The organism is Tenacibaculum sp. 190130A14a (genome assembly GCF_964048965.1).
GTDB classification, from domain to species: domain Bacteria; phylum Bacteroidota; class Bacteroidia; order Flavobacteriales; family Flavobacteriaceae; genus Polaribacter; species Polaribacter polynesiense.
Map to the genome: position 1 here is coordinate 1,801,397 of NZ_OZ040189.1, position 26,558 is coordinate 1,827,954.

Consider the following 26,558-nt stretch of genomic DNA (forward strand, 5'->3'; position numbering starts at 1 on the left):
ATAATTGCTTGTTGGTATATGTTTATGTATTTCAGTTGAATAAAAATTGAGTTTTATTTTTAACATCTTGCATTAAAAAAGCACAGGTATAAAACTGTGCTTTTTTGTGAAAGTGTTCTATTTTAAAGAATAAGTTAAGCTGTGGCAGGTATTACCATAAACGGAATTGTTAATTGGTGTCCTAAGTTTGCAATTACAGGTTCTCTAAATAATTTTTCAAAAAAACCATGCTTATATTTTATCATTGTTAAAATATCAACTTCCTCATTTTTGATAAAATTGATAATTTCATCTGTTTTGTTAGTGTATTGAGGAATTTCAACATAAGCATGATCCATATCTTTTAAATGTCCTTTTAATGCTTCTAGATTTTCCTTTTGACTTTCATTTAAATTAGGAGCTGTTTGAATATGAAGAACATGAATGTTAGATTTGTGTAAGTTGGCTAAATCTTTAATTTCGTTTAACTCAGAACTATTGTATAGACGTTTAAGTCCACTAGAAAAACCAATATTTTTTGGTGTAGTATACTTCAAGTCATTTGGGATTGCCAACACCGGACATTTAGAAAGTTTACTAATAATTTCTACGGTGTTACTTCCTAAGAATATCTCTTTTGCTCCAGTTGCTCCTTTGGTTCCCATTACAACTAAGTCTATTTGATGATTTTCTACGGCAATACTAACGGCTTGCTCAATATCATGGGTGCTTGTAGATGATTTAAAGCTATGTTTAGGGTTAGGATGTGTTTTTTCAATACGTTCTTGTAAATGTTTTAAATCTTTTAGAGCATTTTCTTGCATAACACGTGATAGCTTGTTAGAAAAAGAAGAAATTCTAGAAGATGTAACAGGTGCCGAATGAAGTAGATGAAAAGTGCAGGTTTCATTGGTAAAAAGATTCAGAATATATTTGGTAGCTGCCCAAGCATTTTCTGAAAAATCGGTGGGAATGAGTATATGTTTCATAATGGTTGCTTTTATGGTTTATAAATGAGACATCATTATTTGCTTACGTTTGCTGAGTTGCTTTTCTAAATCATTGACTGTATGTTTTACAGCAACTTGATAATTTTCTTCATTAGAAGAAGCAAATATTTGAGGTCCAGATTGACTTAAAATTATTTCACAAATTTTACCTTTTGCTGTAGGGGTATTTTCGTATTTGATAAAAACCTGTGCTTTTATAAGCCAATCGTACTTTTTGTAAAGTTTATGTAGCTTTTTCTCGATATAGTCTTGTAGGTTTTCACTTACAGGCATTTTTACAAATTCAATATGTACTTCCATGGTAATTTATTTTTAAATAGATACTCAAATTTACATGGAAGAAATAGGTAGAGGAATGATATATATCATGTTATATCATATATGATAAAGGTATATTTGTTAGAATTGTGTTGAATTGATGTAAAAAGATGGTCAAATCTATTTATATAATCAGTTATATGATGATGTTTTACATGAAAAAGGTTAGTTAATCCTGATTTTAGCTTTTTGTCGAATACTGAAAATTATTCCAACCAATAGCCCAACAAGTCCACCGAGATAACTGAAATTATGAATACAACCTACTAAAACAAATTGTTTGTGATGAATAAGGTTGTTAGGTAAATACCAATTAGTGGAAGTTTCTAAAAGAAAAAGTTTACCGTATAAAAAACCTAGAAAACTGGTAAGTAAAGAGATTCCTAAGGTTAAAAACAGTGCTTTCATTGTAATATAAAACATCCTTTTGTGATTGGAGTGAATCAATCCAGTTATACTAAGAAAAATGCCTATGATAAGGCCCACCCACCAGGTTGCTAATATACCTACAATGGTTACACCGATTCTGGGATTATTCATTATAATTTCTGGTGATTGAATAGTGTTAATGTTTTGCCCCAACCCCCAGTCTTCAAAACCAAATTGTATAAATTTAAACTTGGTATAATATTCTTTGGATATACTATAAGTTATATGGTCGTGAAGTACTCCGTACATACTTCCTAAAATAGTTGCAATGATGATAACTAAGCATAAAATAAAAGCTTTCTTCATATTTTAAGAAATAAACTATGGATTAATCATGAAAAAAGCGAAGGTTAAAACTTCGCTTTTTTCAATGTTTACTTTCTTTTAAAAGTAGTCGTTTCTGTGATGTTGTCTATAACGGTTTCACTTTTAAAAGTATTTGATTTATCGCTAAAAATGATGGTATAGACTTCTTTTATACCGGTACTTTTTTCAGTGAGTTCATAGGTGTCTGTTCCTTTTTTTACCCAAGTGGCATTAAAGGTGTTTTCTATAATACACTCGTTAGAATTGTCTTGGTTTCCGTAGTTAATAGCAGTAAAATTTCCGTTTTCAGAAACTGTAATAGTTGATTTATTGTTACAGGCATCTACTTCTTTACCGTTTTCAGAAAAGAAATACCAAGTTCCAACAAATGGGTCTAAAGTTTCAGTATTGTCTGAACAGGCGAATAATGAGATAGCAATTAATGCTAAACAGAGCAATTTTCTCATAATTTTAAGTTTATTGTTTTCTCTTGTAAACAGTAGTTTCAGTAACTTGGTCAATTACTTCTGTAAAAGTAAAAGTATTTCCATTATCACTGAAAGTTACTTTGTTAACGCGTTCTTCGGTACTTCCTTCATTTGTTAATCCGTAGTTACCATTCCCCTTGTTTGCCCAGTTTCCATTTGCAGTATTGTCAAGAATACATTGTTTGTCAACCATTTCATATCCAGTAAAGGTGTATTTTCCATTTTCAAGAATAATTACGGTAGATTTTTTTTTACACTCGTCAACTTCTACACCATTATCAGAAAAGTAATACCAATTTCCAACAAAGGGGTCTAAAGAATCATCAGAATCTGTACAAGCAAAAAAGCTCATAGCAACAAATGCTACTGATAGTAGTTTTTTCATAGCTTAATTTTTTATTGTTAATAATTTGAATGCGAATATATTTATTTTTTTTCATCATCCAAGAGTTCTTCTTCAAACTTATCCCAGCTTTTTTTAGCACGTATTTTTTTGTAAAATCGAACAGCTAGCATTAGCAAAATAGAGACTAATAAAATACCAACAACACCCCAAATCCAATTAATGGTGTCTTTTAGTACAACCAAAAAGACAATTGAAAAAAGTAGAATAGTTGCTACTTCATTCCATAAACGTAATTTAAAAGAGGTATACTTAATCTCGTTGCGCTGTAATTGATTGTATATTACTTGACAAAATCCATGGTATACATATAATACTAGTACAAAAGAAAGTTTAACTAACATCCAGCCTTCTTCTAAATACACTGGATGTTTATATAGCATCCAAAAGGCAAAAAAACTTGCCAATATTGCAGAAGGCCAAGTAATTATATACCACAAACGTTTTTGCATTAATTGATACTGAGTTTGTAAGATTTCTTTTGCTGGTTGCTCTTTTTTATCGGCTTCTACATGATATATAAATAAACGAACCATATAAAATAGCCCTGCAAACCATGTAACTACAAAAATGATGTGTAATGCTTTTACGTATAAGAAATCCATTTCAGTTTTTTTTCTAATTATTTTATCAATCGATTTGTTTGAGATGTTTAATTATTATCAAACTCGTTAATCCATTTAGCTAAGACGTCTACCCATTCATCATTATCATTAATACAAGGTACGGTATAGAATTCATCACCACCCGCTTCTAAAAATTCATGTTTACCTTCCATGGCAATTTCCTCTAGAGTTTCTAAACAATCAGAAACGAATGCAGGAGTTACGATAGCCAGTTTTTTGATACCATCCTTTTCTGCCTTGTTAACAATGGTTCTGTCTGTATAAGGTTGTAACCAAGGATCTACACCTAAACGCGATTGGAAAGAGGTAGATACTTTGTTTTCATCTAAACCTAATTCAGCCATAACATTCTTAGTAGTTTGATAACACTGATGTCTATAACAAAATTTATGAGCGTCTGAAGGGGTATTGCAACAAGCTAAATTACCAGCTTCTGGGTTACAATGAGACTTGGTAATATCTGATTTTCGAATATGTCTCTCAGGTACTCCGTGATACGAGAATAATAGATGGTCGTAGTCTTTATCTTTCAAGTAATCTTTAATACTATTCGATAATGCTTTGATATATTCTGGTTGGTTGTAAAAAGCAGGAACATCGGTTATTTTCATATCTGAAAAATGCTTTTTACGCAATTCTTCTGCTAATACTAAGATAGTTTCCGTAGTTGCCATAGCAAATTGCGGGTATAATGGCACTAGTAAAACATCTTTAACGCCTTTATCATATAATTCCTGCAACCCGCTTTGTAAAGAAGGGTTTCCGTAACGCATGGCTAAGGCAACAGGTAATTCTGTTTTAGCTTGCACCTTGTTTTGTAGTCTTTCAGAAAGCACAATTAAAGGAGAACCTTCTTTCCACCAAATTTTTTGATAAGCTTCAGCAGATTTTTTAGGTCGTGTATTTAAAATAATTCCTCTAACAATAAAAGCTCTTAACCAATATGGAACGTCGATAACACGCTCATCCATTAAAAACTGATCTAAGTACTTTTTTACATCTTTCGGATCTGTACTGTCTGGAGATCCTAAGTTTACTAATAAAACTCCTTTCATATTTCTAGTTTTGTTAATACGTATAACATAAACACATGTTTACGTTACATCGTTTGTAACAATAGTTTTGTTTCTCAATTGATTGGTTACTTCGTATAATGCAATAGATAAACTATGAATAACATTCATACTTGAGTTTCTACCATACATAGGTATAGCTACAGTGGCATCTACAACATCTATATTTTCAATTCCATGGCGTTCGCTTCCCAAAAGTAACACGATTTTTGAATGATTTTCAAAATTAAAATCTTGAATATTGATACTACTATCGGTAATTTCTATACCAATAATAGTGTTTCCTTCTTCTTTTAACTGTTTGATAAGCGTCTCAAAATTGTCATAACTATCATGTGCAATTTGTTGAATGGTATTGCGAGCAGTTTTCTTTACAATTCTATTCGTAATGTTTGGAGAATTTTCGTGTAAATATATTTTTTGAACGCCAAAACTTTCAGCAATACGAAAACACATTCCTATGTTTTCAGGTGTACGAATGGCATCACAAACAATAGTGATAGGAAAAGTTGTTTGGGTATTTTCTATTTCGTCGTGGGTTAATTGCTTCATCTAATTACTTTGTAATGATATGACGTATTGTTTTGGAGTAGTTCCGAACTTCTTTTTAAAAGCAGCAATAAAATGACTTGATGTGCTATAGCCAACTTGAAGTCCAACTTCATTTACATTTAATTGATTACTTTCAAGCAGTTTTCTAGCATGTTCCATCTTATAGTCAAATAAAAAGCTATATACAGTATCTCCGTAAATTTGTTTAAACCCCTCTTTTAACTTCTTTAAGTTTAAACCAACTTCATTTGCAAGCTCCTGTAGTGTTGGAGGCTCAGTCATTTGTGCTATGATAATGTCTTTCGCTTTTCTAATTTTTAAAACATCTCGTTCATCAACTAAAAAAGGACAATATTCGCCTTCATACATTTCATCTTTTTGAAAATACAGACTTAACAACTCGTAAATTTTACCTTTAACGTATAGGTTCTTTAATGAGCTATTAATATTAGCATTAATTAACTGTTGAAGTACTACTAACTCTGTTGGTTTAATAGTGGCATCTTCATAATATTTTCTATTGCGATTGTCTTCACTTAAAAAAGGGATAAAGGCAGCTTCATTAGAAAATAGTGAATGAAATTTTTTAATAGATATCACTAAAGATACTATTTGAGTTTTGGGTTGTAATTCTAAATTTATTGGTAGTTTTTGTTGAGGGTTGTACAATAAAATAGAATGTTTGTCTAATACGTCAAAAGTGTAGTTTCCGTTGTTAAAAAGGAAGGATGATTTACCTTTTATACAGAAATGTAATTGTATAAAAGTGTTGTCAATGTCTCGTTCAAAACGTTGAATTTCACCACTTTCGTTTTGAAAATACAAAACGCGAAAACCATTTTCTAGGTCAATTTCTTCAAAAGTACTTCTAGCGATGTTTTTTGACATAGATCAAAAAAAGTTTTTAATTCATTTTATTTAGAATGATTATAAATAAAATCATTCTAATTGCCTTATTTTACTGCAAATTTACACTTTTTTGTACGTTTTTTATTTAAATAACGACTAAAAAACGTGAAACGACATTAAAAGTACTTTTAGCGATACTTTTTTTTGAGTAATCTTTATATTTTTGACCGTTTTTAGGAAGTAGATTGAATGCAAACAGAAAATAAATCAACGAATTTTTACAATATAGGTGTTAGTTATGTAAAAGCAGATGCGCATACACGCGGAAAGTTTTCACTATCTAAAGAGAATCAATTAAACTTATTAGAAGAAGCTAAAGCTATAGGTTTAGGTGAAATATTTGTTTTATCTACCTGTAACAGAACTGAAATAACTGGTTTTGCTGAGCACCCTTTTCAAATCATCGGTTTGTTGTGTAAACATTCGAATGGTTCGGTAGAAGAATTCGCAAAAGTATCTTATGTAAACAAAAATCAAGAGGCTATTCAACACTTGTTTAGAATGGGAACTGGTTTAGATAGTCAGATTTTAGGTGACTATGAAATTGTAGGTCAGTTACGTCAGGCATTCAAACAAGCGAAAGAATTTGGTACTACCAATGGATATTTAGAACGTTTGCTTAATTGCGTGATGCAGGCAAGTAAACGTGTGAAAAATGAAACAAAGTTAAGCTCAGGAACAACCTCTGTTTCATATGCCGCTGTTCAATACATCATCAAAAACTTACCAGATTATAACTCAAAAAACATTTTAGTATTCGGTTTAGGAAAAATGGGTAAGCATACTTGTTTAAACCTTGCTGAGTATACTAAGAATAAATCAGTATGTTTAATTAATAGGACCGAAGAAAAGGTTGATGCATTTGTAAAAGAAAACCCTGCGATTAGAAAAGCTAAGTACGAGAACTTAAATAAAGAGATAGCCAATGCTGATGTACTAATTGTATCGACAGGAGCAGATGTACCTACAGTTGCAAAAGAACATATTTTAACCAATAAAGAGTTGTTGGTGTTAGATTTATCGATGCCAGCTAACGTATCTCATGATGTAAAGGAATTAGCCAATGTTACTTTGGTTAATGTAGATGAACTTTCAAAGATTACAGACGAGACTTTGGCAGTACGCCAACAAGAAATTCCTGTTGCTGAAGGAATTATTGAAGAACACAAAGCAGAATTCAATGAATGGTTAAACCATAGACGATTTGTACCAGCTATTAATGCATTGAAACAATCGTTACTAACTATTCAAAAAGACGAAATAAACTTTCACAAGAAGAAAATTGAAAATTTTGATGAGATGCAAGCAGAAGTTATCACATCAAGATTTATTCAAAAAATTACTACACAATTTGTTAAGCATTTAAAAGACGAAAAAACTTCAGTTTCTCAAAGTATTGAAGTTATGTCTAAAGTGTTTGGAACAACGTTACAATCTATTAATGCAAAAGATAATTAGAATAGGAACTCGTGAGAGCGAGTTGGCCTTATGGCAAGCCAATAAAGTACGTAAGGAACTTGAAGAGTTAGGCTACGCAACAGAAATCGTACCGATTAAATCTACTGGAGATATTATTTTAGATAAACCTTTATACGAATTAGGTATTACAGGAATATTTACTAAAAATTTAGACATAGCGATGTTAAATGGCGATATTGATATTGCTGTGCACTCTATGAAAGATGTTCCAACGGTGTTGCCAAAAGGAATTATACAAGCTGCGGTTTTAAAAAGAGCTAATCATAACGATATCTTAGTTTTAAAAGATAATGAAGAGTTTATGGCACAGCCTAATGGTGTTATAGCCACAGGAAGTTTACGAAGAAAGGCACAATGGTTAAACCGTTATCCATCGCATAATGTTGAAGACTTAAGAGGGAATGTAAATACACGTTTAGAAAAGTTAGATGCAAATGAATGGAACGGAGCTATCTTTGCAGCAGCTGGATTAGAGCGTATTGGAAAAAGACCTAAAGGAGCTATCAACTTATCTTGGATGATTCCTGCTCCAGCACAAGGAGCCATTATGATTACGGCTTTAGAAGAGGATACGTATGCTATTGATGCTTGTGAACAAATTAACGATCGAGATACAAAGCTTTGTACAGATATAGAACGCGAGTTTTTAAATCGTTTAGAAGGTGGATGTACTGCCCCTATTGGAGCTTTTGCTAGAATTGATGAAGTAGAAAAGAAAATTCACTTTAAGGGAGTATTATTAACTAGAGATGGAAGTAAGAAAATAGAAGTTCAGAAAACATCTAAAATAGGACCTCATAAGTATATTGCAAAAGATGCTGCAAACTACATAATTGAAAGAGGAGGGAAGTTAATGATGATGGAAGATCAAGGAATAGAAAAAGAATTTTCTATCTATTCGACAAAAAAATTATCGGAAGCTCAAAAGAAATTATTACCTACTTCTATGAAAGTGGAGGATAGTGATTTTATCAAAATTCGATTCAATAGAATTGCACCTAAGATTATAAAACAAGAAATAGAAAACGTAATTCTTACCAGTAAAAATGGAGTAGAAGCTGTATTGAATAATTATCCAGCAGAAGAATTACAGTTCAAGAATATTTATTGTGTTGGAAGAAGAACCAAGAAATTAATTGAGCAAAAAATTGGAAAGGTAGTAAAGTCAGAAAGAAACGCTCAGAAATTGGCAGCATACCTTTCAAAAGAAATTAAAGGGCAAGAAGTAACTTATTTCTGTAGTGATTTACGTTTAGATACTTTACCAAAAGTATTAACAGAAAACGAAATTACAGTACATGAAGTAGAAGCCTATAAAACTATGTATAGCCCTGCTGAGGTAGATGTAAAAGTAGATGGAGTACTATTTTATAGTCCGTCAACTGTTGAAAGCTATATGCAGCAAAATTCAGCAGATAAAATAGCATTTTGTATAGGAGAGAGTACAGCTAAAGAAGCTCGTAAGCATTTTGAAAATGTACAAGTAGCAAATGTACCTACTGTAGAGAATGTGATTGAAATGGTGAATTTACATTTTGTAAAAAAATAAAAATATATCACCTCGAGTGCAGTCGAGAGGTTTTTAAATCAAGTTATATGTTTAGAACACGTAGACTTAGAAAAACAGAAGGAATCCGAAGATTGGTAAGAGAAAACCAATTATCGGTGAACGATTTTATATACCCATTGTTTGTTGAAGAAGGAGAAGGGATAGAAAAGGAAATTGTATCGATGCCTGGAATCAAACGTTGGTCTTTAGATACTATTTCTAAAGAATTGGATGAAGTAGTTGCATTAAACATACCTGCAGTTATTTTATTTGGTATTCCAACAGAAAAAGATGAAGTAGGAACAGAAACTTGGAATGATAACGGAATTATGCAACAAGCAGTTCGTTATATTAAAAAGAACTATCCGAGTTTATATGTAATAACCGATGTATGTTTTTGTGAATATACGTCTCACGGACATTGTGGTGTATTGTGTGATAATGATGTGGATAATGATGCAACATTAATAAACTTAGCAAAGCAAGTAATTTCTCATGCAAAAGCAGGAGTAGATATGGTAGCTCCTTCAGGAATGATGGATGGAACCATAGCCATGATTCGTGAGAGCTTAGATCAAGCAGGCTATCCGAATTTACCAATTATGGGATATTCTGTAAAGTATGCTTCTGCATTTTATGGTCCGTTTAGAGATGCAGCAGATTCTGCACCAAGTTTTGGTGATAGAAGAACTTATCAAATGGATCCGGCGAATAGAGATGAAGGTTTACGTGAAGCTACTTTTGATGATGAAGAAGGGGCAGATATTTTAATGGTAAAGCCAGCTTTGTCATATTTGGATATTATTAGAGACTTAAAAGAGAACTTTGATCGACCAATTGCGTGTTATAATGTAAGTGGTGAATATGCCATGGTAAAAGCGGCTGCGGAAAAAGGATGGATTGATGGGGAACGTGTAATGATGGAAAGTTTATTATCTATGAAAAGAGCAGGAGCCGATATTATCATCACTTATTTTGCTAAAGAGGCAGCGAGGATATTAAATAAATAGTCTATGAGATTATATACTCGTTGTAAATCATGTAAAAGTGAGTTTAAGATTAAGTCTAATGCTGAAACTAGACCTGATTTACAAATGGAAAAAGGAGAAGAATTCAAAGTAAATTGCTTGAACTGTGGAAAAGTAGATAAAGTTCATGTTAACGATATTAGAGCTGAACAAAATAATATTATAATTTTAATAGGTTTAGTATTTGGGATAATTACTACAATTGTTTTGTGGTATTATTTTGGAGCTATTGGAACTATTAGCGCTATTATACCTGTGTTATTTTGGCAAACAGAAATGAAATCTGTAAAGGCTTTTAATTCATATTTGATTAGAAGAAAATAAAATGGAATTTAAAAAATCACAAGAATTATATAACCAAGGATTGGTAAATTTAGTAGGAGCAGTAAACTCACCAGTGCGTGCATTTGCTTCTGTAGGAGGAAATCCTTTATTTATTAAAAAAGCCAAAGGGAGTAAAATTACCGACGTTGATGGTAATTCATATGTTGACTTAGTACTTTCATACGGACCGATGATTTTAGGACATCGTCATAAAAAAGTGCAAAAGGCAATTACCAAAGCATTAAAGAATGGATATTCTTTTGGAGCTTCAACCAAAAATGAAATCAAATTAGCAAAAATTGTTTGTGATGCTTTTCCAGGAATGGATAAAGTTCGTTTTGTAAATTCGGGTACTGAGGCGGTTTTAAGTGGAATTCGTTTAGCTCGTGCATTTACCGGGAAAGATAAAATTATTAAATTCTCAGGTTGTTACCATGGGCATCAAGATGCTTTATTAGTAGCAGCAGGGTCAGGATTGGCAACCTTAAGTTTACCTGGGTCTAAAGGAGTTCCGGAAGGAGCAGTAAAAAATACCTTGATTGCAAACTACAATGACTTAGAAAGTGTAAAAGCACATTTTGATGCTCATGATGATATTGCAGGAGTTATTTTAGAACCAGTAGCTGGAAATATGGGAGTAGTAACTCCGCAAAATAACTTTTTAAAAGAATTAAAAGAGTATGTAAACTCGAAAGGGGCCTTATTAATCATTGATGAGGTAATGACAGGGTTTAGATCTAAATTCGGAGGAGCTCAAGAATTATTTGATGTAGAAGCAGACATTACTTGTTTAGGTAAAGTAATAGGAGGAGGATTTCCTGTAGGAGCATATGGAGCTCGTAATGAAATTATGGAAATGGTAGCGCCGTTAGGAGGAATGTACCAAGCAGGAACATTATCAGGTAACCCAATAGCAATGGCTGGAGGTATTGCTACCTTAACAGAATTGAAAAAACAAAATCCATACGAGAAATTTAATGAGATTGCTCAAATAATTGAAGTATTTTTGTTAGAATCGGCTAAGAAATACGACGTAGAAATTACTGTTAACAGATTTGGGTCAATGATTAATCCATTTTTTACCAATAAAACAGTAACGAATTTCACAGAAGCACAAACTTCTGATACTGAAAAGTTCGCAACGTTTTTCTGGGCAATGATGCATAACGGAGTGTTTTTACCACCATCGCAATTTGAAGCTTGGTTTTTATCATCGGCATTATCTGAAAAAGATATTCAAAAGATAGCTAAAGCAATTGATAAAGGGATGGAAGCTGTTTCAAAAATGTAAATCCTATGTGTTATGAAACTTATATTTAGTATCTTATGTAGTTTATTGTTAACTTCATGTCCAAATAAAAGTATGAGTGATACTCAAGAATCGAATGAAATAGTATCTTTATTTGAAGGAAGTTTGTTAGGAAGTGGAAAAGAAGGGTTTCAAAAAGAAAACCTAATTATTTCTTCTGAAAAACAATGGCAGGAGTTTTTAAATAAGATAGATAGCGTAAATAAAGTTTCTTCAGGATTTAAATCTGAAATAGATTTTAAAAGTTCTATTGTCTTAGTAACTATTGATAGTGTTAGGAACTCTGGAGGATTCGGAGTGAAGATGATAGCGCTAAAAGATGAAAACGAAAAGTTGGATGTTATTGTAAATTATACCGGGCCAAAACCAACTGATATGGTTACAATGGCAATAACACAACCTATAAACATTGTAAAAATTAAAAAAACGAACAAAGAGATCATCTTTGTAGAAAGATAAATATGATAAAAAACGATTTATTCTTAAGAGCCTTAAAAGGAGAAACTGTTGATAGACCTCCTGTATGGATGATGCGTCAAGCTGGGCGCTATTTACCAGAGTTTATGGAAATCAGAAAAAAATATGATTTCTTTACCCGTTGTCGTACTCCAGAATTAGCATCTGAAATTACTGTACAACCAATTCGTAGATATGGAATGGATGCTGCTATTTTATTTTCTGATATATTAGTAGTACCGCAAGCAATGAATGTTGAGGTAGAAATGAAGCCTAATTTTGGCCCATATTTGCCAAATCCAATTCGTGATAGAAAGAGTTTGGATAATGTAATTATTCCAGATGTTCATGAAGAATTAGGGTATGTAATGGATGCTATTAAAGCTACCAAAGAAAAACTGAATAATGAAATACCATTAATTGGTTTTGCAGGGTCTCCATGGACTATTTTATGTTATATGGTACAAGGTCAAGGGTCTAAGAATTTTGATAAAGCAAAAGAATTTTGTTTTACTCAACCAATTTTGGCACACGAATTGCTTCAGAAGATTACAGATACCACAATTGCTTATTTAAAAGCAAAGGTTGAAGCAGGTGTAAATGCTGTTCAGGTGTTTGATTCTTGGGGAGGAATGTTATCTCCAACAGATTATCAAGAATTTTCATGGCAGTATATAAACCAAATTATCGAAGCATTAAAAGACGATGCCCCAGTTATAGCATTTGGAAAAGGGTGTTGGTTTGCGCTAAATGAAATGTCTAAGTCAAATGCTTCTGCACTGGGTGTAGATTGGACATGTTCTGCAAGAAATGCTCGTTATTTATCTGGTGGAAATATTACATTACAAGGAAATTTTGATCCGTCTAGATTATTGTCTCCACCTGCGGAAATTAAAAAAATGGTAAACCAAATGATAAATGAGTTTGGTAAAGACAAATATATTGTTAACTTGGGGCACGGAATTTTGCCGAATATTCCTCTAGATAATGCAAAGGCTTTTGTCGATGCAGTTAAAGAATATAAAGGTTAATTTTTTATCCCCTAAATAATTAATTATGAAGAAAATAGTATTATTACTTACCTGTTTAATAGCAACTAATTTTTTCGCTCAGGAAAAAGTGTATTACAACTTTGCAGTAAACAATTGCACTGAGGAAAGTGCCGACAATATGATCGAAAACTGTATTAAAGGGTCATATTTATTAGATTATGATTTCACTTCTATTGATGGAAAAACATTAAGTACAAGTAAAGTTAAAAAGCCAATGGTAATTATAGCTGGTGCTTCTTGGTCCGCTCCTTGTCATGGAGATATCCCAGCAATTAACAAAATGGTAGAGAAGTATGGAGACAAACTTCAATTTGTTATGATACTTTGGGATAACGAAGCTAAGGCAAAAAGAATGGTAGATAAACTAAACAAAAATGTGTTTATCATTCCAGCGAGAGAAGGTGATAAAGTAAAGAAAGATTACTTAGATATTAGTGGATTTGTACACAAACTAGATTACCCAACAGCCTACCTTATAGATAAAACAAAGAAATTTGTTAATGTAAAAAGAGGAGCTGCTACGCCTACAAAACAAGTAGGGTGGGATCAAGTAAACGAAATTAATATTAAAAATTTCGAAGAATTTTTAGCACCAATATTAAATTAGAATTATTAAAATATTTAAATTACCTCTTTCTAAACGGAAAGAGGTTTTTTTATTTATAAGAAGAAAAAGAATATGATAAAGAATGTAATCGATGGAATAAAAGCATATGTAGGAGCATTGGAATTAATTTCCAAATTGAAACTCTGGAAGTATTTTATAATCCCTATGTTAATTAGTTTAGTAACTGCTATTGTTATTGGTGTAACTGCTTATGGACTTTCTGATAATATTGGACATTATATAGCTAATTTTTGGAAATGGGAATTTGGAAAGGAAACATTTGAAATGATAAGTACTTTTATCAGTGCCTTATTAATTGTTGCAATAGGGTTAGTATTATATAAACATATTGTAATGGCTTTGTCCGCTCCTTTTATGAGTCCCGTTTCAGAAAAAATTGAAGATCATTTTAGAGGAGAAGATCACATACATAGAGAAACAACTTTTCAAGAGCAATTGGTAAGAGGTATTAGAATTAATATTAGAAATCTAATACGAGAATTGGTCTTAACTTTTTTTATTTTGATACTTGGTTTTATTCCAGTAATCGGTATTGTTTCAACTGTGTTATTGTTTTTAACACAAGCGTATTATGCAGGTTTTGGTAATATGGACTATACATTAGAACGTCATTTTAAATATAAAGAAAGTATCACTTTTGTTAAAAGAAACAAAGGAGTAGCTATTGGAAACGGGATTGTTTTTATGTTGTTCTTATTAATTCCAGTAATTGGAGTCATTTTAGTATTACCATTGTCAGTAACAGCAGCTACTACCGAAACTATTAAGAAGATTCAGTTAAAAAAAATAGAAGAATAATTACTTTTGCAGTTCAATAGGAATTACATGAAAGAACAATTTTATAACTATATACAAAACTTACAAGACACCATTACTTCTAAATTAGAAGTAGTAGATGGAAAAGCCAAGTTTCAAGAAGATTTATGGGAAAGAACTGAAGGTGGAGGTGGAAGAACACGTGTTATTGAAAATGGAAACATTTTTGAAAAAGGAGGTGTAAACATTTCTGCAGTGCATGGAGAATTACCAGAAGTTTTAAGAAAGCAATTTGGAGTAGAGAGTGGTGATTTTTTTGCTTGCGGATTAAGTTTAGTAATTCATCCTAAAAACCCTTTTGTACCTACCGTACATGCTAATTGGCGTTATTTTGAAATGTATGATCAAGATGGGAATATTGTAACGCAGTGGTTTGGTGGAGGACAAGATTTAACTCCTTATTACTTATTTGAAGAAGATGCTGTGCATTTTCATACAGTTTGTAAAGAAGCTTGCGATAAGCATCATGCTGATTTTTACCCGAAGTTCAAGGAAACTTGTGATTCGTATTTCTGGAATGCTCATAGAAATGAAGCACGTGGGTTAGGAGGATTGTTTTTTGACTACCTAAAAGAAACTGAAGAGTTTACCATGCAAAATAGATATGATTTTGTTACGGAAGTGGGAAATAGCTTTTTAAACTCGTATGTACCGATTGTTGAAAGAAGAAAAGAGATGGAATATACACAAGCACATAAAGATTGGCAAGAAGTACGAAGAGGGCGTTATGTAGAGTTTAATTTGGTACACGATAGAGGAACCTTGTTTGGTTTAAAAACTAACGGTAGAATAGAAAGTATTTTAATGAGTCTACCACCAACGGTTCAATGGAAATATAACCATCATCCTGAAGAAGGAAGTGAAGAAGCAAAATTATTAGAAGTATTAGCCAAGCCTAAAGATTGGGTTTAGAAGTAAAAAGGTAAGAAGTAAACATCTTACCTTTTTTATTTTAGGTTAATAGAAGGTTAATAAGAAATAATTGAGTTTATGTAATTTAAACTTCCCTTATTTTTGAAGTTATGACTAAGAAAAACAACTTGTTGATTATTGCCTCAGTTTTAGGACTTTTGTCATTGTCTTTGGTTCAAGGGTATTTAATCAAGAATACATATACTTTAAAAAAGGAGTCTTTTGTAAATAAAGTCAATCAAGAAGTATCAAGAATTGATGATTATACCCCTGCGATTGATTCTATTAACGAAGTTTGGCAAAAATCTTTTATTAAAACCCTAGATAAGTACAGTTTAAAAACTATTTCTAAAAAGAATGTTTTATCTCGATTAAGGGAAGTTACTGATTCTTTGAACAAAGACTTTATAAAAGAGTATGAAAGAGAATTAAAAAGAAAAAAATTAGGTTATGGTTTGGAGTTTCATAAGAAAGTATCAAATATAATTCTAGTTGATAGTGTAAAAACAGATACTTTGTTTCATGGAAAAGAAAACCCAGTATATCGGTTATTAGGTCACGATTTTATAGAACAAGAAAAATTGCAAATAAGTAATTCTGTTTGGCATACAGAGCGCTCTTTTACCAAAACAATAGATGGTAAAGTTAAAAGGAGTTTTTATCAATTGTATTTTGAAACTAAAGATTACATTAATATTGATGAATGGAATAGTATTGTCTTTAACCAAATGAAAGGGCTTTTAGTACTCTCTTTTATGGTGTTTCTCTTTGTGTTTGGTTTAATGTATTACTCTATAAAAAACTTGATTAACCAAAAGAGAATATCTGATATAAAAACTGATTTTATCAATAACATCACACATGAACTAAAAACTCCTTTGGCCACTTTAACTCTAGCCACTAAAATGCTGGGAAAAAGAGAAGTTAAAGAACAATCCAATCTATTAGATGCTACCATAAAAACAGTAGAACGTCAAAACGTAAGGCTTCAAAAATTGATTGACCAAGTTTTAGATAATAGTTTAGGGTTTAGAGAAATCATCTTAGAAAAAAAAGAAGTCCGTTTATCAGCATATTTACATACGCTTTTGAATGATTTTGAGCTTTCAGTTAAAGAAAGAAATGTGAATCTTAATCTCGGTTTTAGTGATGTTGATATTATTGTTTTTATAGATAAGTTTTATTTTACAACTGCCTTGCTTAATATTTTAGACAATGCGGTCAAGTATGGAAGTAGTAATATAATTGTTAATGTTGAAATAAAACATGAGCACCTTGAAATAGGAATCAAGGATGATGGCATTGGCGTATCAAGAACAGAACAAGAACTTTTATTTGATAAGTTTTATAGAGTCCCTACTAAAGAAGTACATAACGTAAAAGGATTAGGTTTAGGTCTGTATTATAGTAATCAAGTAGTAAAAGCTCATAGAGGAAGTATCAGTCTTGAAAGTAAAGAAGGAAAAGGAACTTTATTTGTTATTAAAATACCAAAGAATTAAATGAGAGTTAATCATGTATTATTAGTAGAAGATGATTTAGATTTTGGAAATATTTTAAAACAATATTTAGAAATTTCAGAATATAAAGTTACTTGGGCAAAAGATGGATTAGAAGCTATAGAGTTGCTTGGTAAAATAAACTTTCATATATGTGTATTAGATGTAATGATGCCCAAAATGGATGGGTTTTCTTTAGCGGAAAAGATGGTAGAAATTTATCCGGAAATTCCTTTTGTGTTTTTGACTGCTCGTAAAATGAAAGAAGATAGAATGAAAGGATTAAAGCTTGGTGCTGATGATTATATCGTAAAACCCTTTGAAGCAGATGAGTTAGTCTTAAGGTTAAAAAATATTTTAAAACGTACTAATGGTATTGCTAATGAAGAGTTAGAATCGAGTTTAGAAATAGGACTATATCATTTTAATCCGCATAGGTTAGAATTAAGATTGAATGATGAATTGGTAAAACAATTGACAGAAAAAGAAGGAGAATTGATATTGTATCTTTTTCAGAATAAAAATCGATTATTGAAAAGAGAAGAGATTTTGAAAAAGGTTTGGAAGAGTGATGATTATTTTTCAGGAAGAAGTATGGACGTTTTTATAAGTCGATTGAGAAAGTATTTTAAGGAAGACCCTAAAATTTCTATTCAAAGCTCACGCGGAGTAGGTTTAGAATTTAAGATAGGTTAATAGGTTTTGAAGTTTGAGTTAATAATGGGTTAATGACTTCAAATAGTTTGTTTTCAGAGAGCTTAGCTAATAGTTTTGGAATGTGAAATTTTAAAAAATAACATTATGAAAACAATTCAAGCTATCTTATTTAAAGTATGTATATACCTTATGTCTACTTTATCAAATGCACAAGTGTCTGAAACTCCACAACCTCCAAGTACACCTAATAATACCCATACAGATGTTACCACTACAATTAGCAACTCTACTAGTGTTTCCAATTCAAATGATACGTATAAGTTTTATTCTAAACATGAATCTTCAAAGAAAGAAGGAGTGTTAGATATTTTAGAAGATGCTTTAGATAATATTCCTTTAACTAGAAAAGGAAGAGTTTATATTTGGAAAAAAGTAAAGCAAGGAGAAACAGTGTTTTATTGTAATTTAACCAATAATACCTTAAAAATAGTATTGGATAAGGATGAGGCATCATATAATTTCAGAAAAAAAATTAAACATTTGGGAGATGAACTAAAAAAATACATTTCTTCACATAGAGAACATCGATTTGAAAATACCTCTAATTCAGTGTCTAACGCACAAATACGAGTTGATAGAGCAAAGGAAGAGTTAAAACGTGCTATAAGGAATTTAGAAAAAGTAAAAAGGAATACGGAAAACTAGGAAATTCAAATAATTGTCAAAAACGTAATTTAAAGGCTGAAAATCAACGAATAATAATAAAAAAGTTGATTTTTAGCTTTTCTTTTTATGTATAATTCAAAATATAAACCAATTCATTTTAATAATTCAATAATAAAAATTGGAAAAATTGGGGTAATTTTAGTATTTTCGCAATCAAATAAAAAAACAAACAATGGCTAGATTTGAATTAAAATTGCCTAAAATGGGTGAAAGCGTTGCAGAAGCAACTATTACTTCATGGGTTAAAGAAGTAGGTGACACTATTGATATTGACGATACGGTGGTAGAAGTAGCAACCGATAAGGTTGATAGCGAAGTACCTAGTGAAGTAGAAGGAACCCTAGTTGAAATTTTATTTGACAAAGATGCAGTAGTACAAGTTGGTGAAACAATTGCTATTATTGAGACTGAAGGAGGAGAAGCTGTAACAGCAGTTGCAACTCCTAAGCAAGAAACTCCAAAAGAAGTAGCTCAATTAGAAGAAACAGTGGAAGCTGCAAAGGAAATGGTGAGCACTACAATTGATACTTCAAATAGTGATCGTTTTTATTCTCCTTTAGTAAAAAGTATTGCGCAGACAGAAGGTATTTCATTATCAGAATTAGAAACTATTTCAGGTACAGGAAAGGATGGAAGAGTTACTAAAAACGATATACTATCTTATATAGAAAACAGAGGAAGTCAGCCAAAACCAGCAGCAAAACCTGTTGTAGCGGCTCCGGCTCCTGTAAAAGAGGCTCCAGCTAAAGTTTCAACTCCAATCACTATGAGTGGAGAAGATGAAATTATAGAAATGACTCGTATGGGTAAATTAATTTCTAAGCACATGGTAGATTCTGTACAAACATCTGCTCATGTACAATCTTTCATAGAAATTGATGTAACTAATATTGTTAAATGGAGAAATAAGGTAAAAGATGCTTATTTAAAGAGAGAAGGAGAGAAGTTAACTTTTACTCCGATCTTAATGCAAGCAGTAGCGCAAACTATTAAGAAGTTCCCATTAATTAATATTTCTGTAGATGGTGATAAGATTATCAAGAGAGGGAATATTAATTTAGGAATGGCTGCTGCTTTACCTGATGGAAACTTAATAGTACCAGTAATTAAAAATGCAGATCAATTAAACTTAGTTGGAATGACTAAGAAGGTAAATGATTTAGCAAATAGAGCAAGAGCAAATCAGTTAAAACCAGATGAAATTCAAGGAGGTACGTACACAGTTACCAACGTAGGTAGTTTTGGATCTGTAATGGGAACTCCAATTATCAACCAACCTCAGGTTGCTATTTTAGCTTTAGGAGCTATTAGAAAAATGCCATCGGTTATCGAAACTCCTGAAGGTGATTTTATTGGAATTAGAAGCAAAATGTTTGTATCTCATTCATATGATCATAGAGTGGTAAATGGAGCTCTTGGAGGTATGTTTATCAAAACATTTAAAGAAATTTTAGAATCTTGGGATGTGAATCAAGATTTTTAAACTGAAGATATATCAAATAAAAAAGCTCACTTTATAAAGTGAGCTTTTTTATTTTTAGTAAGCTAGTAAATTTAATAGCTCTGTTTTAAATCGTTCTTTTGGCAAGTATTCTTTCTCTAGGTTTCCAGCAAAAGGAATAGGAGTTTCGATACTCGCTACTCTTTTAACAGGAGCGTCTAAATATTCAAAACAATTTTCCATAATTAAAGAAGAGATATCACTTGATACACTTCCAAATAAAGAATCCTCTTGTACAATAATCACTTTACCGGTCTTTTTAACTGAATTATATATAGTTTCCGTATCTAAAGGTTGCAATGATCTTAAATCTATTAAATCAGCAGAAATATTGTTATGTTCGTCTAAAGTGTTGAGTGCCCAGTGAACCGAAGCTCCAAAACTGATGATGGTAATATCGTTTCCTTCTTTTAATACAGAAGCCTTCCCAATAGGTAATGTGTAATAATTTGTAGGAACTTCTTGGTAAGTACTTCTATACAAAGCTTTGTGCTCAAAGAATAATACTGGGTTAGGGTCGTTTATAGCAGCAGTCAATAAACCTTTAGCATCATATGGAAATGCTGGATATATGACTTTTAGTCCTGGTGTTTTGGTAAACCAAGCTTCATTGGTTTGAGAATGAAAAGGTCCAGCACCAACTCCAGCACCGCATGGCATTCTTACCACAACATCCGCATGCTGATTCCATCTATAATGAGATTTAGCTAACAAGTTTACAATCGGGTTAAAACCAGTTGAAACAAAGTCTCCAAACTGCATTTCCATCACAGCTTTCATTCCATTTAAAGATAAACCATAGGCAGCTGAGACAATAGCAGATTCACAAATAGGTGTATTTCGAACACGTTCTTTTCCAAAAGCATCTACAAAACCTTCGGTAATCTTAAATACACCGCCGTATTCTGCAACATCTTGTCCCATAACAACTATTGAATCATCTCTTTCCATAGCTTGTCTTAAACCATTTGAAATCGCATCAATCAAACGAATATTTTCGGTTTCTTTATTAGGAGCTATGCTGCTAGGTGTAATCTTTTTAAATACATCTTCTAATTCAATTGAGATTGATGATGTAATCGCTGGTTCATCAAAGGCAATATTTAAATTGTCTTGAATTAAGTTTTTAAATTCATTTCTGAAGTTTTCATCTTGTTCATTAGTCAAAATGTTTTCAGAGATTAAGAACTCTTTGTAGTTATTCAGAGGATCTTTTAAAGCCCAGTGTTCCATTAATTCTTGTGGAACATATTTTGTACCACTAGCTTCTTCATGACCTCGCATTCTAAAGGTTTTGAATTCAATTAAAATGGGTCTAGGATTTTCTCTAATGCTTTCTGCAAGCTCAGATACTTTTGTATAGACTTCTATAATATTATTTCCATCAATGATATGTGATTCCATTCCATATCCTTTTCCTCTGTCTGCTAAATGTTCACAGTTATATTGTTCTGAAGTAGGGGTAGATAGTCCATACCCATTGTTTTCAATACAAAATAATACAGGTAAATTCCATACCGAAGCTACGTTTAAAGCCTCATGAAAATCACCTTCACTGGTTCCTCCATCACCTGTAAAGACAGCACAAACTTGATTGTTATTTTTCAATTTGTTGGCAAGAGCAATTCCATCTGCTATTCCTAATTGAGGACCTAAGTGGGAAATCATACCCACTATTTTATATTCTTGCGTACCAAAATGAAAGCTTCGATCTCTTCCTTTCGTAAAACCATTGGCTTTTCCTTGCCATTGAGAAAAAAGACGATGTAAAGGAATTTCTCTTGTTGTAAATACTCCTAAGTTTCTATGCATAGGAAGTATATATTCCTCTTTTGCTAAAACAGAAGTTACACCAACAGAAATCGCTTCTTGTCCAATACCACTAAACCATTTAGAAATTTTACCTTGTCTAAGAAGAATCAACATTTTTTCTTCAATCATTCTAGGCAACAACATCTTTTTGTAAAGTTCTAGGAGCGTTTGATTCTCTAATTTTTTTTTGTTGAATTGTATAGCTGTTTGTAGGTTATTCATATTGAATTATAAGGTTTTTAAGGAATATCAAATGTGACTAAAAAAAATATAGAATCAAAGTTATTTTAGTAATATTTCAATTTTGAAGCTTGTTTTTTGAGGTAATGTTAAAATTTGTTAAATAATTTTATTTATATGAAACTGTTAGATGGAATATAGCATACCGATATTTATGTATATTCGTGACATTAATTTAAAAAATAAAAGAATGAAAAAAATAGCACTTTTGTTATTACTTACTATGTCAATTGTAGGAATGGCACAAGAGAAAGTATTGTTACGTTTAAATTATGAAAAAGGTGATGTGTATGAAACGAAAATGCATATGAAACAGGATTTAGCTGGGATGATGGATCTAGATATAGTCATGAATATGAATATGAAAATTAATGCTATAGAAGGAGGTTTATATAACACTGAAATGAAAATTTCACATGTTACAATGAATATGACTTCACAAGGAAATACCATGAAGTATGATTCTAATGATAAAGAAGAAGACATGAATCGTTTTGCTAAAGGAGCCCATTCTAAAATGAAACCTATTTTAACATCATCAATGGAGTTTACTTATGATAAGTTAGCAGATGTAAAAGACGTAAAACTAATTTCAGGTACAGCTAGTATTGATTCATTCAAAGAAAATTCGAATACGATAGTGTACCCTAAAGAAGCGGTAGAATTAGGTACAAGTTGGAAAGAGTCTAAAACAACAAGTCAAGGGGTAAAACTGAATTATGAATATAAAGTAACTTCTATAGACGCTAATAAAGTAGTTCTTACTATTACAGGAACTATTTCTGAAATTGGTACAGGAGATTTTAATGGAAAGGCCAGTGTAGATAGAAAAACAGGAAATGTTTCAGAAATGAATGTAGATATGAATATGAATGTAATGGGGCAAAAGATAAAGCAAAATATTAGTATGACTACCACAAAAATGTAGTTTACAAAATAGCTATAAAAAATAAAAGCTCTGAAGTTATTCAGAGCTTTTATTTTTTAGTAAAGTACCACCAGTTCATATCTCTGGTTATTCTATAGCCAAGCTTTTCATATAGTTTAATAGCAGGATTTCCTTTGGTTGTGTGTAAAATAGGATGTTTTCCGTCTTTTATTATATCTTTTGTTACATGTAGTGTAAGTTGTTTAGCATAACCTCTTTTTGTAAAATCAGGATGGGTTACTACACCACTAACTTCAATAAAATCATCTGTTTGCATTCGTTGTCCAGCAATGGCTACCAATTGATTACTTTTAAAAATACCAAAGTATTTGCCCATATCAAACGTACGTTTTTTATAGTACCCTGGCATAACTAACCAAATAAGATGATAAATAGCATCTACATGTTTTTCAGTTAAAGGAACAATTTCTTCGGTAATATCAATTTCTTGTAAATTCTCTAAAACCATTTGAACTCCTTCTATTTTTTTGTCTAATGTGATTTTTGAAGTATCATATGTAGGAGTTTTATTTTCAGAAACTAGAAAAAAAGCATCAGTTAATTTGGCATATTCGTTTAAGGCATGTTTTGTTTTTTGGGTATTCGTAAATGCACCAAAGGGACATATATTAGGATCATAAAAAGTTACTTCATCATACTGAATAGCAAATTTCTTGTGTGTTTCTTTTAACGAAGACCAAACAGGGTTTTCTAGCTTATTTTTCATTATAAATGTTGTTTAGCGCAGTGCTCAAATCAGAATACATAAAAGTATACAAACTGGTAGTTTTATTCGAAGAAACCCTACTTCCTTTTAATAAAATATAAGCCATTTCCCCTAATGCTGTTTTTAAAACAAAAGAAGGTGCATTAATAGGGAATACCGTTTTTTTAATAGTTGTACCCAACGTATTTGTAAAGCTTTCATTGGTTTGATGTTCAGGAGCTACAGCATTGAAAATACCTTCAAAGTGCGTGTTTCGAATTGCTTCGAGATACAAATTACATAAATCATCAACATGAATCCAAGGAATATATTGTTTGCCATTGCCAAGAGCAGATAAAAATAAAGGCGTATTCATTTTTGATAGAGCACCTCCCGATTTAGTTAAAACAACACCTGTTCGAAGAATAGTTACAGGAATATTAATTTCCTTAAACTTAGAAGCTGCTTTTTCCCATTGTACACAAATTTTTGATATAAAGTCATTTTCAGGTTGATCGTCTTCTGTAAAAATCTTATCGGAAGTTTTGGCTCCATAATACCCAATTCCAGAGGCAGATATAAAACCTTTTAGAGGAATGTCTAATTCTTTTATTTTTTCAAATAATAAATTAGCAGATTGAACTCTACTATTTATTAGTTCTTTTTTTCTTTTAGTTGTCCAACGTTTATCAGCAATTCCAGCGCCTGCTAAATGAATTATATGAGTAACTCCAGTAAAGGCTTTTACATCAATATAATTTTCGGTAATGTTCCAATGAAATTCATTTTTGTTTTGTGGAGACCTAGTTAAAATGACAACTTCATAATTTTGTTTTTTTAAAAGTTGTTGTAATTGTTTTCCTATAAGCCCTGTTCCTCCAGTAATTAAAACTTTTACCATGTTCCTTTTTGTTTTTGATTGGCATTACATAATTCAATAATCTCCTTTATTCGTTTTTGTCTTGTAGCTACTCTTTTAGCACTAAACAACCAATACAAATAGCCTTTTCTATAAGATTTTGCAAAATTTTGATAGTTTGAATAAGCTGTAGGGTTATTATCAAAAGCTTGCTGTAAATCTTCTGGTACCACCAAATTCTCAACATCGTCTAAAGCAGACCAAGAACCGTTTTGCTTTGCTATTTCAATTGATTTTACCCCTGATTGATGCATGAGGTTGTTAGTAAGTAATTCTTTAATATATTTTTTGTTTAATGCACTCCATACACTTTTTGGTTTACGAGGACAAAAATATTGTTGTCGTTTACCATTTCCTAAACTTTTGACTGTTGAATCTATCCAACCAAAACATAAGGCAACTTTTACAGCTTCTTCCCATCGCATACTTGGAATGTTGGATTCTACCTTGTATAAAATTAAATAAACACCAGTACTTACATGATGATTTTCAAGTAACCATTCTCTCCATTCAATATCGGTTTTAAAATATAACTGAGGTCTGTTTTTACTCATGTTATCTAATAATTTTACTAGGAAAAGCAACAATACTTTCGTGTCCGTCTTCACCTACAGAGGCAATACCAAAAAAGAAATTATCAATAACAATTCCTTCTAAAGTAAATTCATTGATATCTCCAACATATCTACTATGATCCCAAGTTGGAGAAGTGGTATCTCTCCAGTAAATTTTATAGCCTTTCGCACCATTAACTTTGTCCCATTTAAGTTTTACAGAGGGTTGTACAATTCCTCCAATGGCTACATTTGTAGGAGCAGTAGGTGCACTTGCAATACTAGCCAAGTTAATTGCGTTTACGGCGGTTAATTTATTGGCATAATCAAAATTCACAAATTTAAGTTTATCACCGTACTCTATTCCGTTTTCTGTACGTATATCTTGGTGTTGCTGTGTGTAGTTTTCATGCGCTTCCATAATGCGAATCCCAGGAAATCCTATATCATTAAATGGTCTATGATGACCACCTCTTCCAAAACGATCTAAACGATACACCATTTTAGGGTTCATTTCTGGCATATACGTTTTAGTTGTTTTATAAATATATCGAGCTAATTGACGAGAGATACCATCTACTTCACCTCCATAAAAACGTCTCGCTCTTCGCTGACGTTCCGTTTCAGTAGGAGGGGTTGGTTCTGAAAAAATTCTAAAAGTTCTATTATCAATGACCCCATCAACTCCTTTAATGTTTCCAATCATATCATTATTCATCACTCCTAAAATGTTCCATCCTTTTTCTTTGGCATAAGTAGCTAGACCTTTTCCTCCAAATAGGCCTTGTTCTTCACCAGACAATCCAACATAGACAATACTATTATCAAATGAATATTTACTTAGAACACGAGCAGCTTCTATAGCTCCGGCCATTCCAGAAGCATTGTCATTTGCACCAGGAGCATCATCAGTAAAATTATTAGGATCAGAAATTCGAGAGTCTATATCACCACTCATGATGATGTAGCTATTAGGATTTTTTTTACCTCTTTGAATCGCAACGACATTAACTACCCAAACATCTTTCGTAATTCTAGCGTTCGTTCCTTTTTTGACCAAATCTTTTTGATAAAAAACCTCTAAACAATTGCCACAATCTTTAGAAATTTGATCAAATTCTGACTTGATCCATCTTCTTGCAGCACCAATTCCTCTTGTGTTAGAAAGTGTGTCACTTAAGGTATGTCTTGTACCAAAATTAGCTAATGTGGAAATATCCGCTTTTATCCTATTAGTCGATACATTGTTGATAATATCATAAATCTTAGCATCTGTTTGAGCAAACAAACAAACTGAAAGACTTAAAAAAAATAAAGTAATATAAGTTTTCATTTGAATAAGTTTTAAGGTTAACTTATTGGTTAGACGT

General features: G+C 31.7%; 29 protein-coding genes. 15 read left to right on the forward strand and 14 right to left on the reverse strand.

All coding sequences use genetic code 11. The annotated features are described in order from the left end of the window. Nucleotides 1-134: 134 nt before the first annotated feature. The 9 genes from ABNT22_RS08700 to ABNT22_RS08740 all read right to left on the reverse strand — a co-directional run bounded on the left by ABNT22_RS08700 (nucleotide 135) and on the right by ABNT22_RS08740 (nucleotide 6,072). Nucleotides 135-968: a universal stress protein gene (locus ABNT22_RS08700; RefSeq protein WP_348717526.1), complete on the reverse strand. Its 834-nt coding sequence runs from the start codon at nucleotides 966-968 to the stop codon at nucleotides 135-137. Nucleotides 969-986: 18 nt separating this feature from the next. Next, complete coding sequence (hpf, locus tag ABNT22_RS08705) at nucleotides 987-1,289, reverse strand: ribosome hibernation-promoting factor, HPF/YfiA family (protein ID WP_348717524.1); 303 nt, start codon at nucleotides 1,287-1,289, stop codon at nucleotides 987-989. Nucleotides 1,290-1,472: 183 nt separating this feature from the next. Beyond that, the gene (locus ABNT22_RS08710; RefSeq protein ID WP_348717522.1) at nucleotides 1,473-2,042 is read right to left on the reverse strand and encodes a hypothetical protein; all 570 of its coding nucleotides are present in this window, start codon (nucleotides 2,040-2,042) and stop codon (nucleotides 1,473-1,475) included. Nucleotides 2,043-2,110: 68 nt separating this feature from the next. Next, nucleotides 2,111-2,509, reverse strand: coding sequence for a hypothetical protein (locus ABNT22_RS08715; protein ID WP_348717520.1), 399 nt, complete (start codon nucleotides 2,507-2,509; stop codon nucleotides 2,111-2,113). Between the two features lie 10 nt (nucleotides 2,510-2,519). After that, nucleotides 2,520-2,915: a lipocalin family protein gene (locus tag ABNT22_RS08720; RefSeq protein ID WP_348717519.1), complete on the reverse strand. Its 396-nt coding sequence runs from the start codon at nucleotides 2,913-2,915 to the stop codon at nucleotides 2,520-2,522. A 41-nt stretch (nucleotides 2,916-2,956) separates the two neighbouring features. Beyond that, complete coding sequence (locus ABNT22_RS08725) at nucleotides 2,957-3,538, reverse strand: CopD family protein (RefSeq protein WP_348717517.1); 582 nt, start codon at nucleotides 3,536-3,538, stop codon at nucleotides 2,957-2,959. A gap of 47 nt (nucleotides 3,539-3,585) precedes the next feature. Continuing rightward, nucleotides 3,586-4,614, reverse strand: a complete 1,029-nt coding sequence (gene hemH, locus ABNT22_RS08730) for a ferrochelatase (RefSeq protein WP_348717515.1) — start codon at nucleotides 4,612-4,614, stop codon at nucleotides 3,586-3,588. 39 nt (nucleotides 4,615-4,653) lie between these two features. Continuing rightward, complete coding sequence (locus ABNT22_RS08735; RefSeq protein WP_348717513.1) at nucleotides 4,654-5,184, reverse strand: TrmH family RNA methyltransferase; 531 nt, start codon at nucleotides 5,182-5,184, stop codon at nucleotides 4,654-4,656. Further along, a complete protein-coding gene (locus ABNT22_RS08740) occupies nucleotides 5,185-6,072 on the reverse strand; it encodes an AraC family transcriptional regulator (protein WP_348717511.1) in 888 nt (295 codons plus the stop codon). A gap of 210 nt (nucleotides 6,073-6,282) precedes the next feature. Between ABNT22_RS08740 and hemA the strand changes: the two genes are divergently transcribed. The 14 genes from hemA (at nucleotide 6,283) to ABNT22_RS08810 (ending at nucleotide 20,011) form a co-directional block, all read left to right on the forward strand. After that, the gene (gene hemA, locus ABNT22_RS08745) at nucleotides 6,283-7,551 is read left to right on the forward strand and encodes a glutamyl-tRNA reductase (protein ID WP_348717509.1); all 1,269 of its coding nucleotides are present in this window, start codon (nucleotides 6,283-6,285) and stop codon (nucleotides 7,549-7,551) included. Continuing rightward, nucleotides 7,535-9,121, forward strand: coding sequence for a hydroxymethylbilane synthase (gene hemC / locus ABNT22_RS08750; RefSeq protein ID WP_348717507.1), 1,587 nt, complete (start codon nucleotides 7,535-7,537; stop codon nucleotides 9,119-9,121). The genes hemA and hemC overlap by 17 nt, the downstream gene beginning before the upstream one ends. Nucleotides 9,122-9,168: 47 nt before the next feature. Beyond that, nucleotides 9,169-10,131 carry a porphobilinogen synthase gene (gene hemB / locus ABNT22_RS08755; protein WP_348717505.1) on the forward strand — a complete coding sequence of 321 codons (963 nt, stop codon included), beginning with the start codon at nucleotides 9,169-9,171 and terminating at the stop codon, nucleotides 10,129-10,131. A gap of 3 nt (nucleotides 10,132-10,134) precedes the next feature. Further along, on the forward strand, nucleotides 10,135-10,473 hold the full coding sequence (locus tag ABNT22_RS08760; protein ID WP_348717503.1) for a hypothetical protein: 339 nt from the start codon (nucleotides 10,135-10,137) through the stop codon (nucleotides 10,471-10,473). Between the two features lies 1 nt (nucleotide 10,474). Further along, the gene (gene hemL / locus ABNT22_RS08765) at nucleotides 10,475-11,764 is read left to right on the forward strand and encodes a glutamate-1-semialdehyde 2,1-aminomutase (protein ID WP_348717501.1); all 1,290 of its coding nucleotides are present in this window, start codon (nucleotides 10,475-10,477) and stop codon (nucleotides 11,762-11,764) included. A gap of 12 nt (nucleotides 11,765-11,776) precedes the next feature. Next, complete coding sequence (locus ABNT22_RS08770) at nucleotides 11,777-12,241, forward strand: protease complex subunit PrcB family protein (protein ID WP_348717499.1); 465 nt, start codon at nucleotides 11,777-11,779, stop codon at nucleotides 12,239-12,241. 2 nt (nucleotides 12,242-12,243) lie between these two features. After that, nucleotides 12,244-13,269 (forward strand): uroporphyrinogen decarboxylase, encoded by a 1,026-nt coding sequence (hemE, locus tag ABNT22_RS08775; protein WP_348717497.1) that lies wholly within the window; start codon nucleotides 12,244-12,246, stop codon nucleotides 13,267-13,269. Between the two features lie 25 nt (nucleotides 13,270-13,294). After that, the gene (locus ABNT22_RS08780; protein WP_348717495.1) at nucleotides 13,295-13,897 is read left to right on the forward strand and encodes a TlpA family protein disulfide reductase; all 603 of its coding nucleotides are present in this window, start codon (nucleotides 13,295-13,297) and stop codon (nucleotides 13,895-13,897) included. A 72-nt stretch (nucleotides 13,898-13,969) separates the two neighbouring features. Next, nucleotides 13,970-14,716 (forward strand): EI24 domain-containing protein, encoded by a 747-nt coding sequence (locus ABNT22_RS08785; RefSeq protein WP_348717493.1) that lies wholly within the window; start codon nucleotides 13,970-13,972, stop codon nucleotides 14,714-14,716. Between the two features lie 27 nt (nucleotides 14,717-14,743). Then, nucleotides 14,744-15,646, forward strand: coding sequence for an oxygen-dependent coproporphyrinogen oxidase (gene hemF, locus ABNT22_RS08790; protein ID WP_348717491.1), 903 nt, complete (start codon nucleotides 14,744-14,746; stop codon nucleotides 15,644-15,646). Between the two features lie 110 nt (nucleotides 15,647-15,756). Continuing rightward, nucleotides 15,757-17,148, forward strand: coding sequence for a HAMP domain-containing sensor histidine kinase (locus ABNT22_RS08795; RefSeq protein ID WP_348717490.1), 1,392 nt, complete (start codon nucleotides 15,757-15,759; stop codon nucleotides 17,146-17,148). Continuing rightward, nucleotides 17,149-17,841 carry a response regulator transcription factor gene (locus tag ABNT22_RS08800; protein WP_348717488.1) on the forward strand — a complete coding sequence of 231 codons (693 nt, stop codon included), beginning with the start codon at nucleotides 17,149-17,151 and terminating at the stop codon, nucleotides 17,839-17,841. Between the two features lie 105 nt (nucleotides 17,842-17,946). Next, nucleotides 17,947-18,507, forward strand: a complete 561-nt coding sequence (locus ABNT22_RS08805) for a hypothetical protein (protein WP_348717486.1) — start codon at nucleotides 17,947-17,949, stop codon at nucleotides 18,505-18,507. 193 nt (nucleotides 18,508-18,700) lie between these two features. Further along, nucleotides 18,701-20,011 carry a dihydrolipoamide acetyltransferase family protein gene (locus ABNT22_RS08810; protein ID WP_348717484.1) on the forward strand — a complete coding sequence of 437 codons (1,311 nt, stop codon included), beginning with the start codon at nucleotides 18,701-18,703 and terminating at the stop codon, nucleotides 20,009-20,011. A gap of 54 nt (nucleotides 20,012-20,065) precedes the next feature. Here ABNT22_RS08810 and ABNT22_RS08815 read toward each other — a convergent pair whose 3' ends face one another. After that, nucleotides 20,066-22,063, reverse strand: a complete 1,998-nt coding sequence (locus tag ABNT22_RS08815; protein WP_348717482.1) for a dehydrogenase E1 component subunit alpha/beta — start codon at nucleotides 22,061-22,063, stop codon at nucleotides 20,066-20,068. Between the two features lie 208 nt (nucleotides 22,064-22,271). Here ABNT22_RS08815 and ABNT22_RS08820 point away from each other — a divergent pair, with 208 nt between their 5' ends. Continuing rightward, nucleotides 22,272-23,009: a DUF6263 family protein gene (locus ABNT22_RS08820; protein WP_348717480.1), complete on the forward strand. Its 738-nt coding sequence runs from the start codon at nucleotides 22,272-22,274 to the stop codon at nucleotides 23,007-23,009. Between the two features lie 49 nt (nucleotides 23,010-23,058). Here the strand turns inward: ABNT22_RS08820 and ABNT22_RS08825 are convergent, their stop codons facing one another. Genes ABNT22_RS08825 through ABNT22_RS08840 form a run of 4 tightly spaced genes read right to left on the reverse strand, consistent with a single transcriptional unit; the run spans nucleotide 23,059 to nucleotide 26,521 of the window. Beyond that, nucleotides 23,059-23,736 (reverse strand): GNAT family N-acetyltransferase, encoded by a 678-nt coding sequence (locus tag ABNT22_RS08825; protein WP_348717478.1) that lies wholly within the window; start codon nucleotides 23,734-23,736, stop codon nucleotides 23,059-23,061. Next, on the reverse strand, nucleotides 23,726-24,616 hold the full coding sequence (locus tag ABNT22_RS08830; protein WP_348717476.1) for a TIGR01777 family oxidoreductase: 891 nt from the start codon (nucleotides 24,614-24,616) through the stop codon (nucleotides 23,726-23,728). The genes ABNT22_RS08825 and ABNT22_RS08830 overlap by 11 nt, the downstream gene beginning before the upstream one ends. After that, complete coding sequence (locus tag ABNT22_RS08835; protein WP_348717475.1) at nucleotides 24,610-25,188, reverse strand: YdeI/OmpD-associated family protein; 579 nt, start codon at nucleotides 25,186-25,188, stop codon at nucleotides 24,610-24,612. Before ABNT22_RS08835 ends, ABNT22_RS08830 begins: the two co-directional genes overlap by 7 nt. 1 nt (nucleotide 25,189) lies before the next feature. Then, a complete protein-coding gene (locus ABNT22_RS08840; protein ID WP_348717473.1) occupies nucleotides 25,190-26,521 on the reverse strand; it encodes a M28 family metallopeptidase in 1,332 nt (443 codons plus the stop codon). Nucleotides 26,522-26,558 lie beyond the last annotated feature (37 nt).

What these genes read in the sequence shown, in the direction of transcription:
- ABNT22_RS08700 (WP_348717526.1), bottom strand. Translation starts at nt 968, where the DNA reads ATGAAACATATACTCATTCCCACCGATTTTTCAGAAAATGCTTGGGCA.
- hpf (WP_348717524.1), bottom strand. Translation starts at nt 1,289, where the DNA reads ATGGAAGTACATATTGAATTTGTAAAAATGCCTGTAAGTGAAAACCTA.
- ABNT22_RS08710 (WP_348717522.1), bottom strand. Translation starts at nt 2,042, where the DNA reads ATGAAGAAAGCTTTTATTTTATGCTTAGTTATCATCATTGCAACTATT.
- ABNT22_RS08715 (WP_348717520.1), bottom strand. Translation starts at nt 2,509, where the DNA reads ATGAGAAAATTGCTCTGTTTAGCATTAATTGCTATCTCATTATTCGCC.
- ABNT22_RS08720 (WP_348717519.1), bottom strand. Translation starts at nt 2,915, where the DNA reads ATGAAAAAACTACTATCAGTAGCATTTGTTGCTATGAGCTTTTTTGCT.
- ABNT22_RS08725 (WP_348717517.1), bottom strand. Translation starts at nt 3,538, where the DNA reads ATGGATTTCTTATACGTAAAAGCATTACACATCATTTTTGTAGTTACA.
- hemH (WP_348717515.1), bottom strand. Translation starts at nt 4,614, where the DNA reads ATGAAAGGAGTTTTATTAGTAAACTTAGGATCTCCAGACAGTACAGAT.
- ABNT22_RS08735 (WP_348717513.1), bottom strand. Translation starts at nt 5,184, where the DNA reads ATGAAGCAATTAACCCACGACGAAATAGAAAATACCCAAACAACTTTT.
- ABNT22_RS08740 (WP_348717511.1), bottom strand. Translation starts at nt 6,072, where the DNA reads ATGTCAAAAAACATCGCTAGAAGTACTTTTGAAGAAATTGACCTAGAA.
- hemA (WP_348717509.1), top strand. Translation starts at nt 6,283, where the DNA reads ATGCAAACAGAAAATAAATCAACGAATTTTTACAATATAGGTGTTAGT.
- hemC (WP_348717507.1), top strand. Translation starts at nt 7,535, where the DNA reads ATGCAAAAGATAATTAGAATAGGAACTCGTGAGAGCGAGTTGGCCTTA.
- hemB (WP_348717505.1), top strand. Translation starts at nt 9,169, where the DNA reads ATGTTTAGAACACGTAGACTTAGAAAAACAGAAGGAATCCGAAGATTG.
- ABNT22_RS08760 (WP_348717503.1), top strand. Translation starts at nt 10,135, where the DNA reads ATGAGATTATATACTCGTTGTAAATCATGTAAAAGTGAGTTTAAGATT.
- hemL (WP_348717501.1), top strand. Translation starts at nt 10,475, where the DNA reads ATGGAATTTAAAAAATCACAAGAATTATATAACCAAGGATTGGTAAAT.
- ABNT22_RS08770 (WP_348717499.1), top strand. Translation starts at nt 11,777, where the DNA reads ATGAAACTTATATTTAGTATCTTATGTAGTTTATTGTTAACTTCATGT.
- hemE (WP_348717497.1), top strand. Translation starts at nt 12,244, where the DNA reads ATGATAAAAAACGATTTATTCTTAAGAGCCTTAAAAGGAGAAACTGTT.
- ABNT22_RS08780 (WP_348717495.1), top strand. Translation starts at nt 13,295, where the DNA reads ATGAAGAAAATAGTATTATTACTTACCTGTTTAATAGCAACTAATTTT.
- ABNT22_RS08785 (WP_348717493.1), top strand. Translation starts at nt 13,970, where the DNA reads ATGATAAAGAATGTAATCGATGGAATAAAAGCATATGTAGGAGCATTG.
- hemF (WP_348717491.1), top strand. Translation starts at nt 14,744, where the DNA reads ATGAAAGAACAATTTTATAACTATATACAAAACTTACAAGACACCATT.
- ABNT22_RS08795 (WP_348717490.1), top strand. Translation starts at nt 15,757, where the DNA reads ATGACTAAGAAAAACAACTTGTTGATTATTGCCTCAGTTTTAGGACTT.
- ABNT22_RS08800 (WP_348717488.1), top strand. Translation starts at nt 17,149, where the DNA reads ATGAGAGTTAATCATGTATTATTAGTAGAAGATGATTTAGATTTTGGA.
- ABNT22_RS08805 (WP_348717486.1), top strand. Translation starts at nt 17,947, where the DNA reads ATGAAAACAATTCAAGCTATCTTATTTAAAGTATGTATATACCTTATG.
- ABNT22_RS08810 (WP_348717484.1), top strand. Translation starts at nt 18,701, where the DNA reads ATGGCTAGATTTGAATTAAAATTGCCTAAAATGGGTGAAAGCGTTGCA.
- ABNT22_RS08815 (WP_348717482.1), bottom strand. Translation starts at nt 22,063, where the DNA reads ATGAATAACCTACAAACAGCTATACAATTCAACAAAAAAAAATTAGAG.
- ABNT22_RS08820 (WP_348717480.1), top strand. Translation starts at nt 22,272, where the DNA reads ATGAAAAAAATAGCACTTTTGTTATTACTTACTATGTCAATTGTAGGA.
- ABNT22_RS08825 (WP_348717478.1), bottom strand. Translation starts at nt 23,736, where the DNA reads ATGAAAAATAAGCTAGAAAACCCTGTTTGGTCTTCGTTAAAAGAAACA.
- ABNT22_RS08830 (WP_348717476.1), bottom strand. Translation starts at nt 24,616, where the DNA reads ATGGTAAAAGTTTTAATTACTGGAGGAACAGGGCTTATAGGAAAACAA.
- ABNT22_RS08835 (WP_348717475.1), bottom strand. Translation starts at nt 25,188, where the DNA reads ATGAGTAAAAACAGACCTCAGTTATATTTTAAAACCGATATTGAATGG.
- ABNT22_RS08840 (WP_348717473.1), bottom strand. Translation starts at nt 26,521, where the DNA reads ATGAAAACTTATATTACTTTATTTTTTTTAAGTCTTTCAGTTTGTTTG.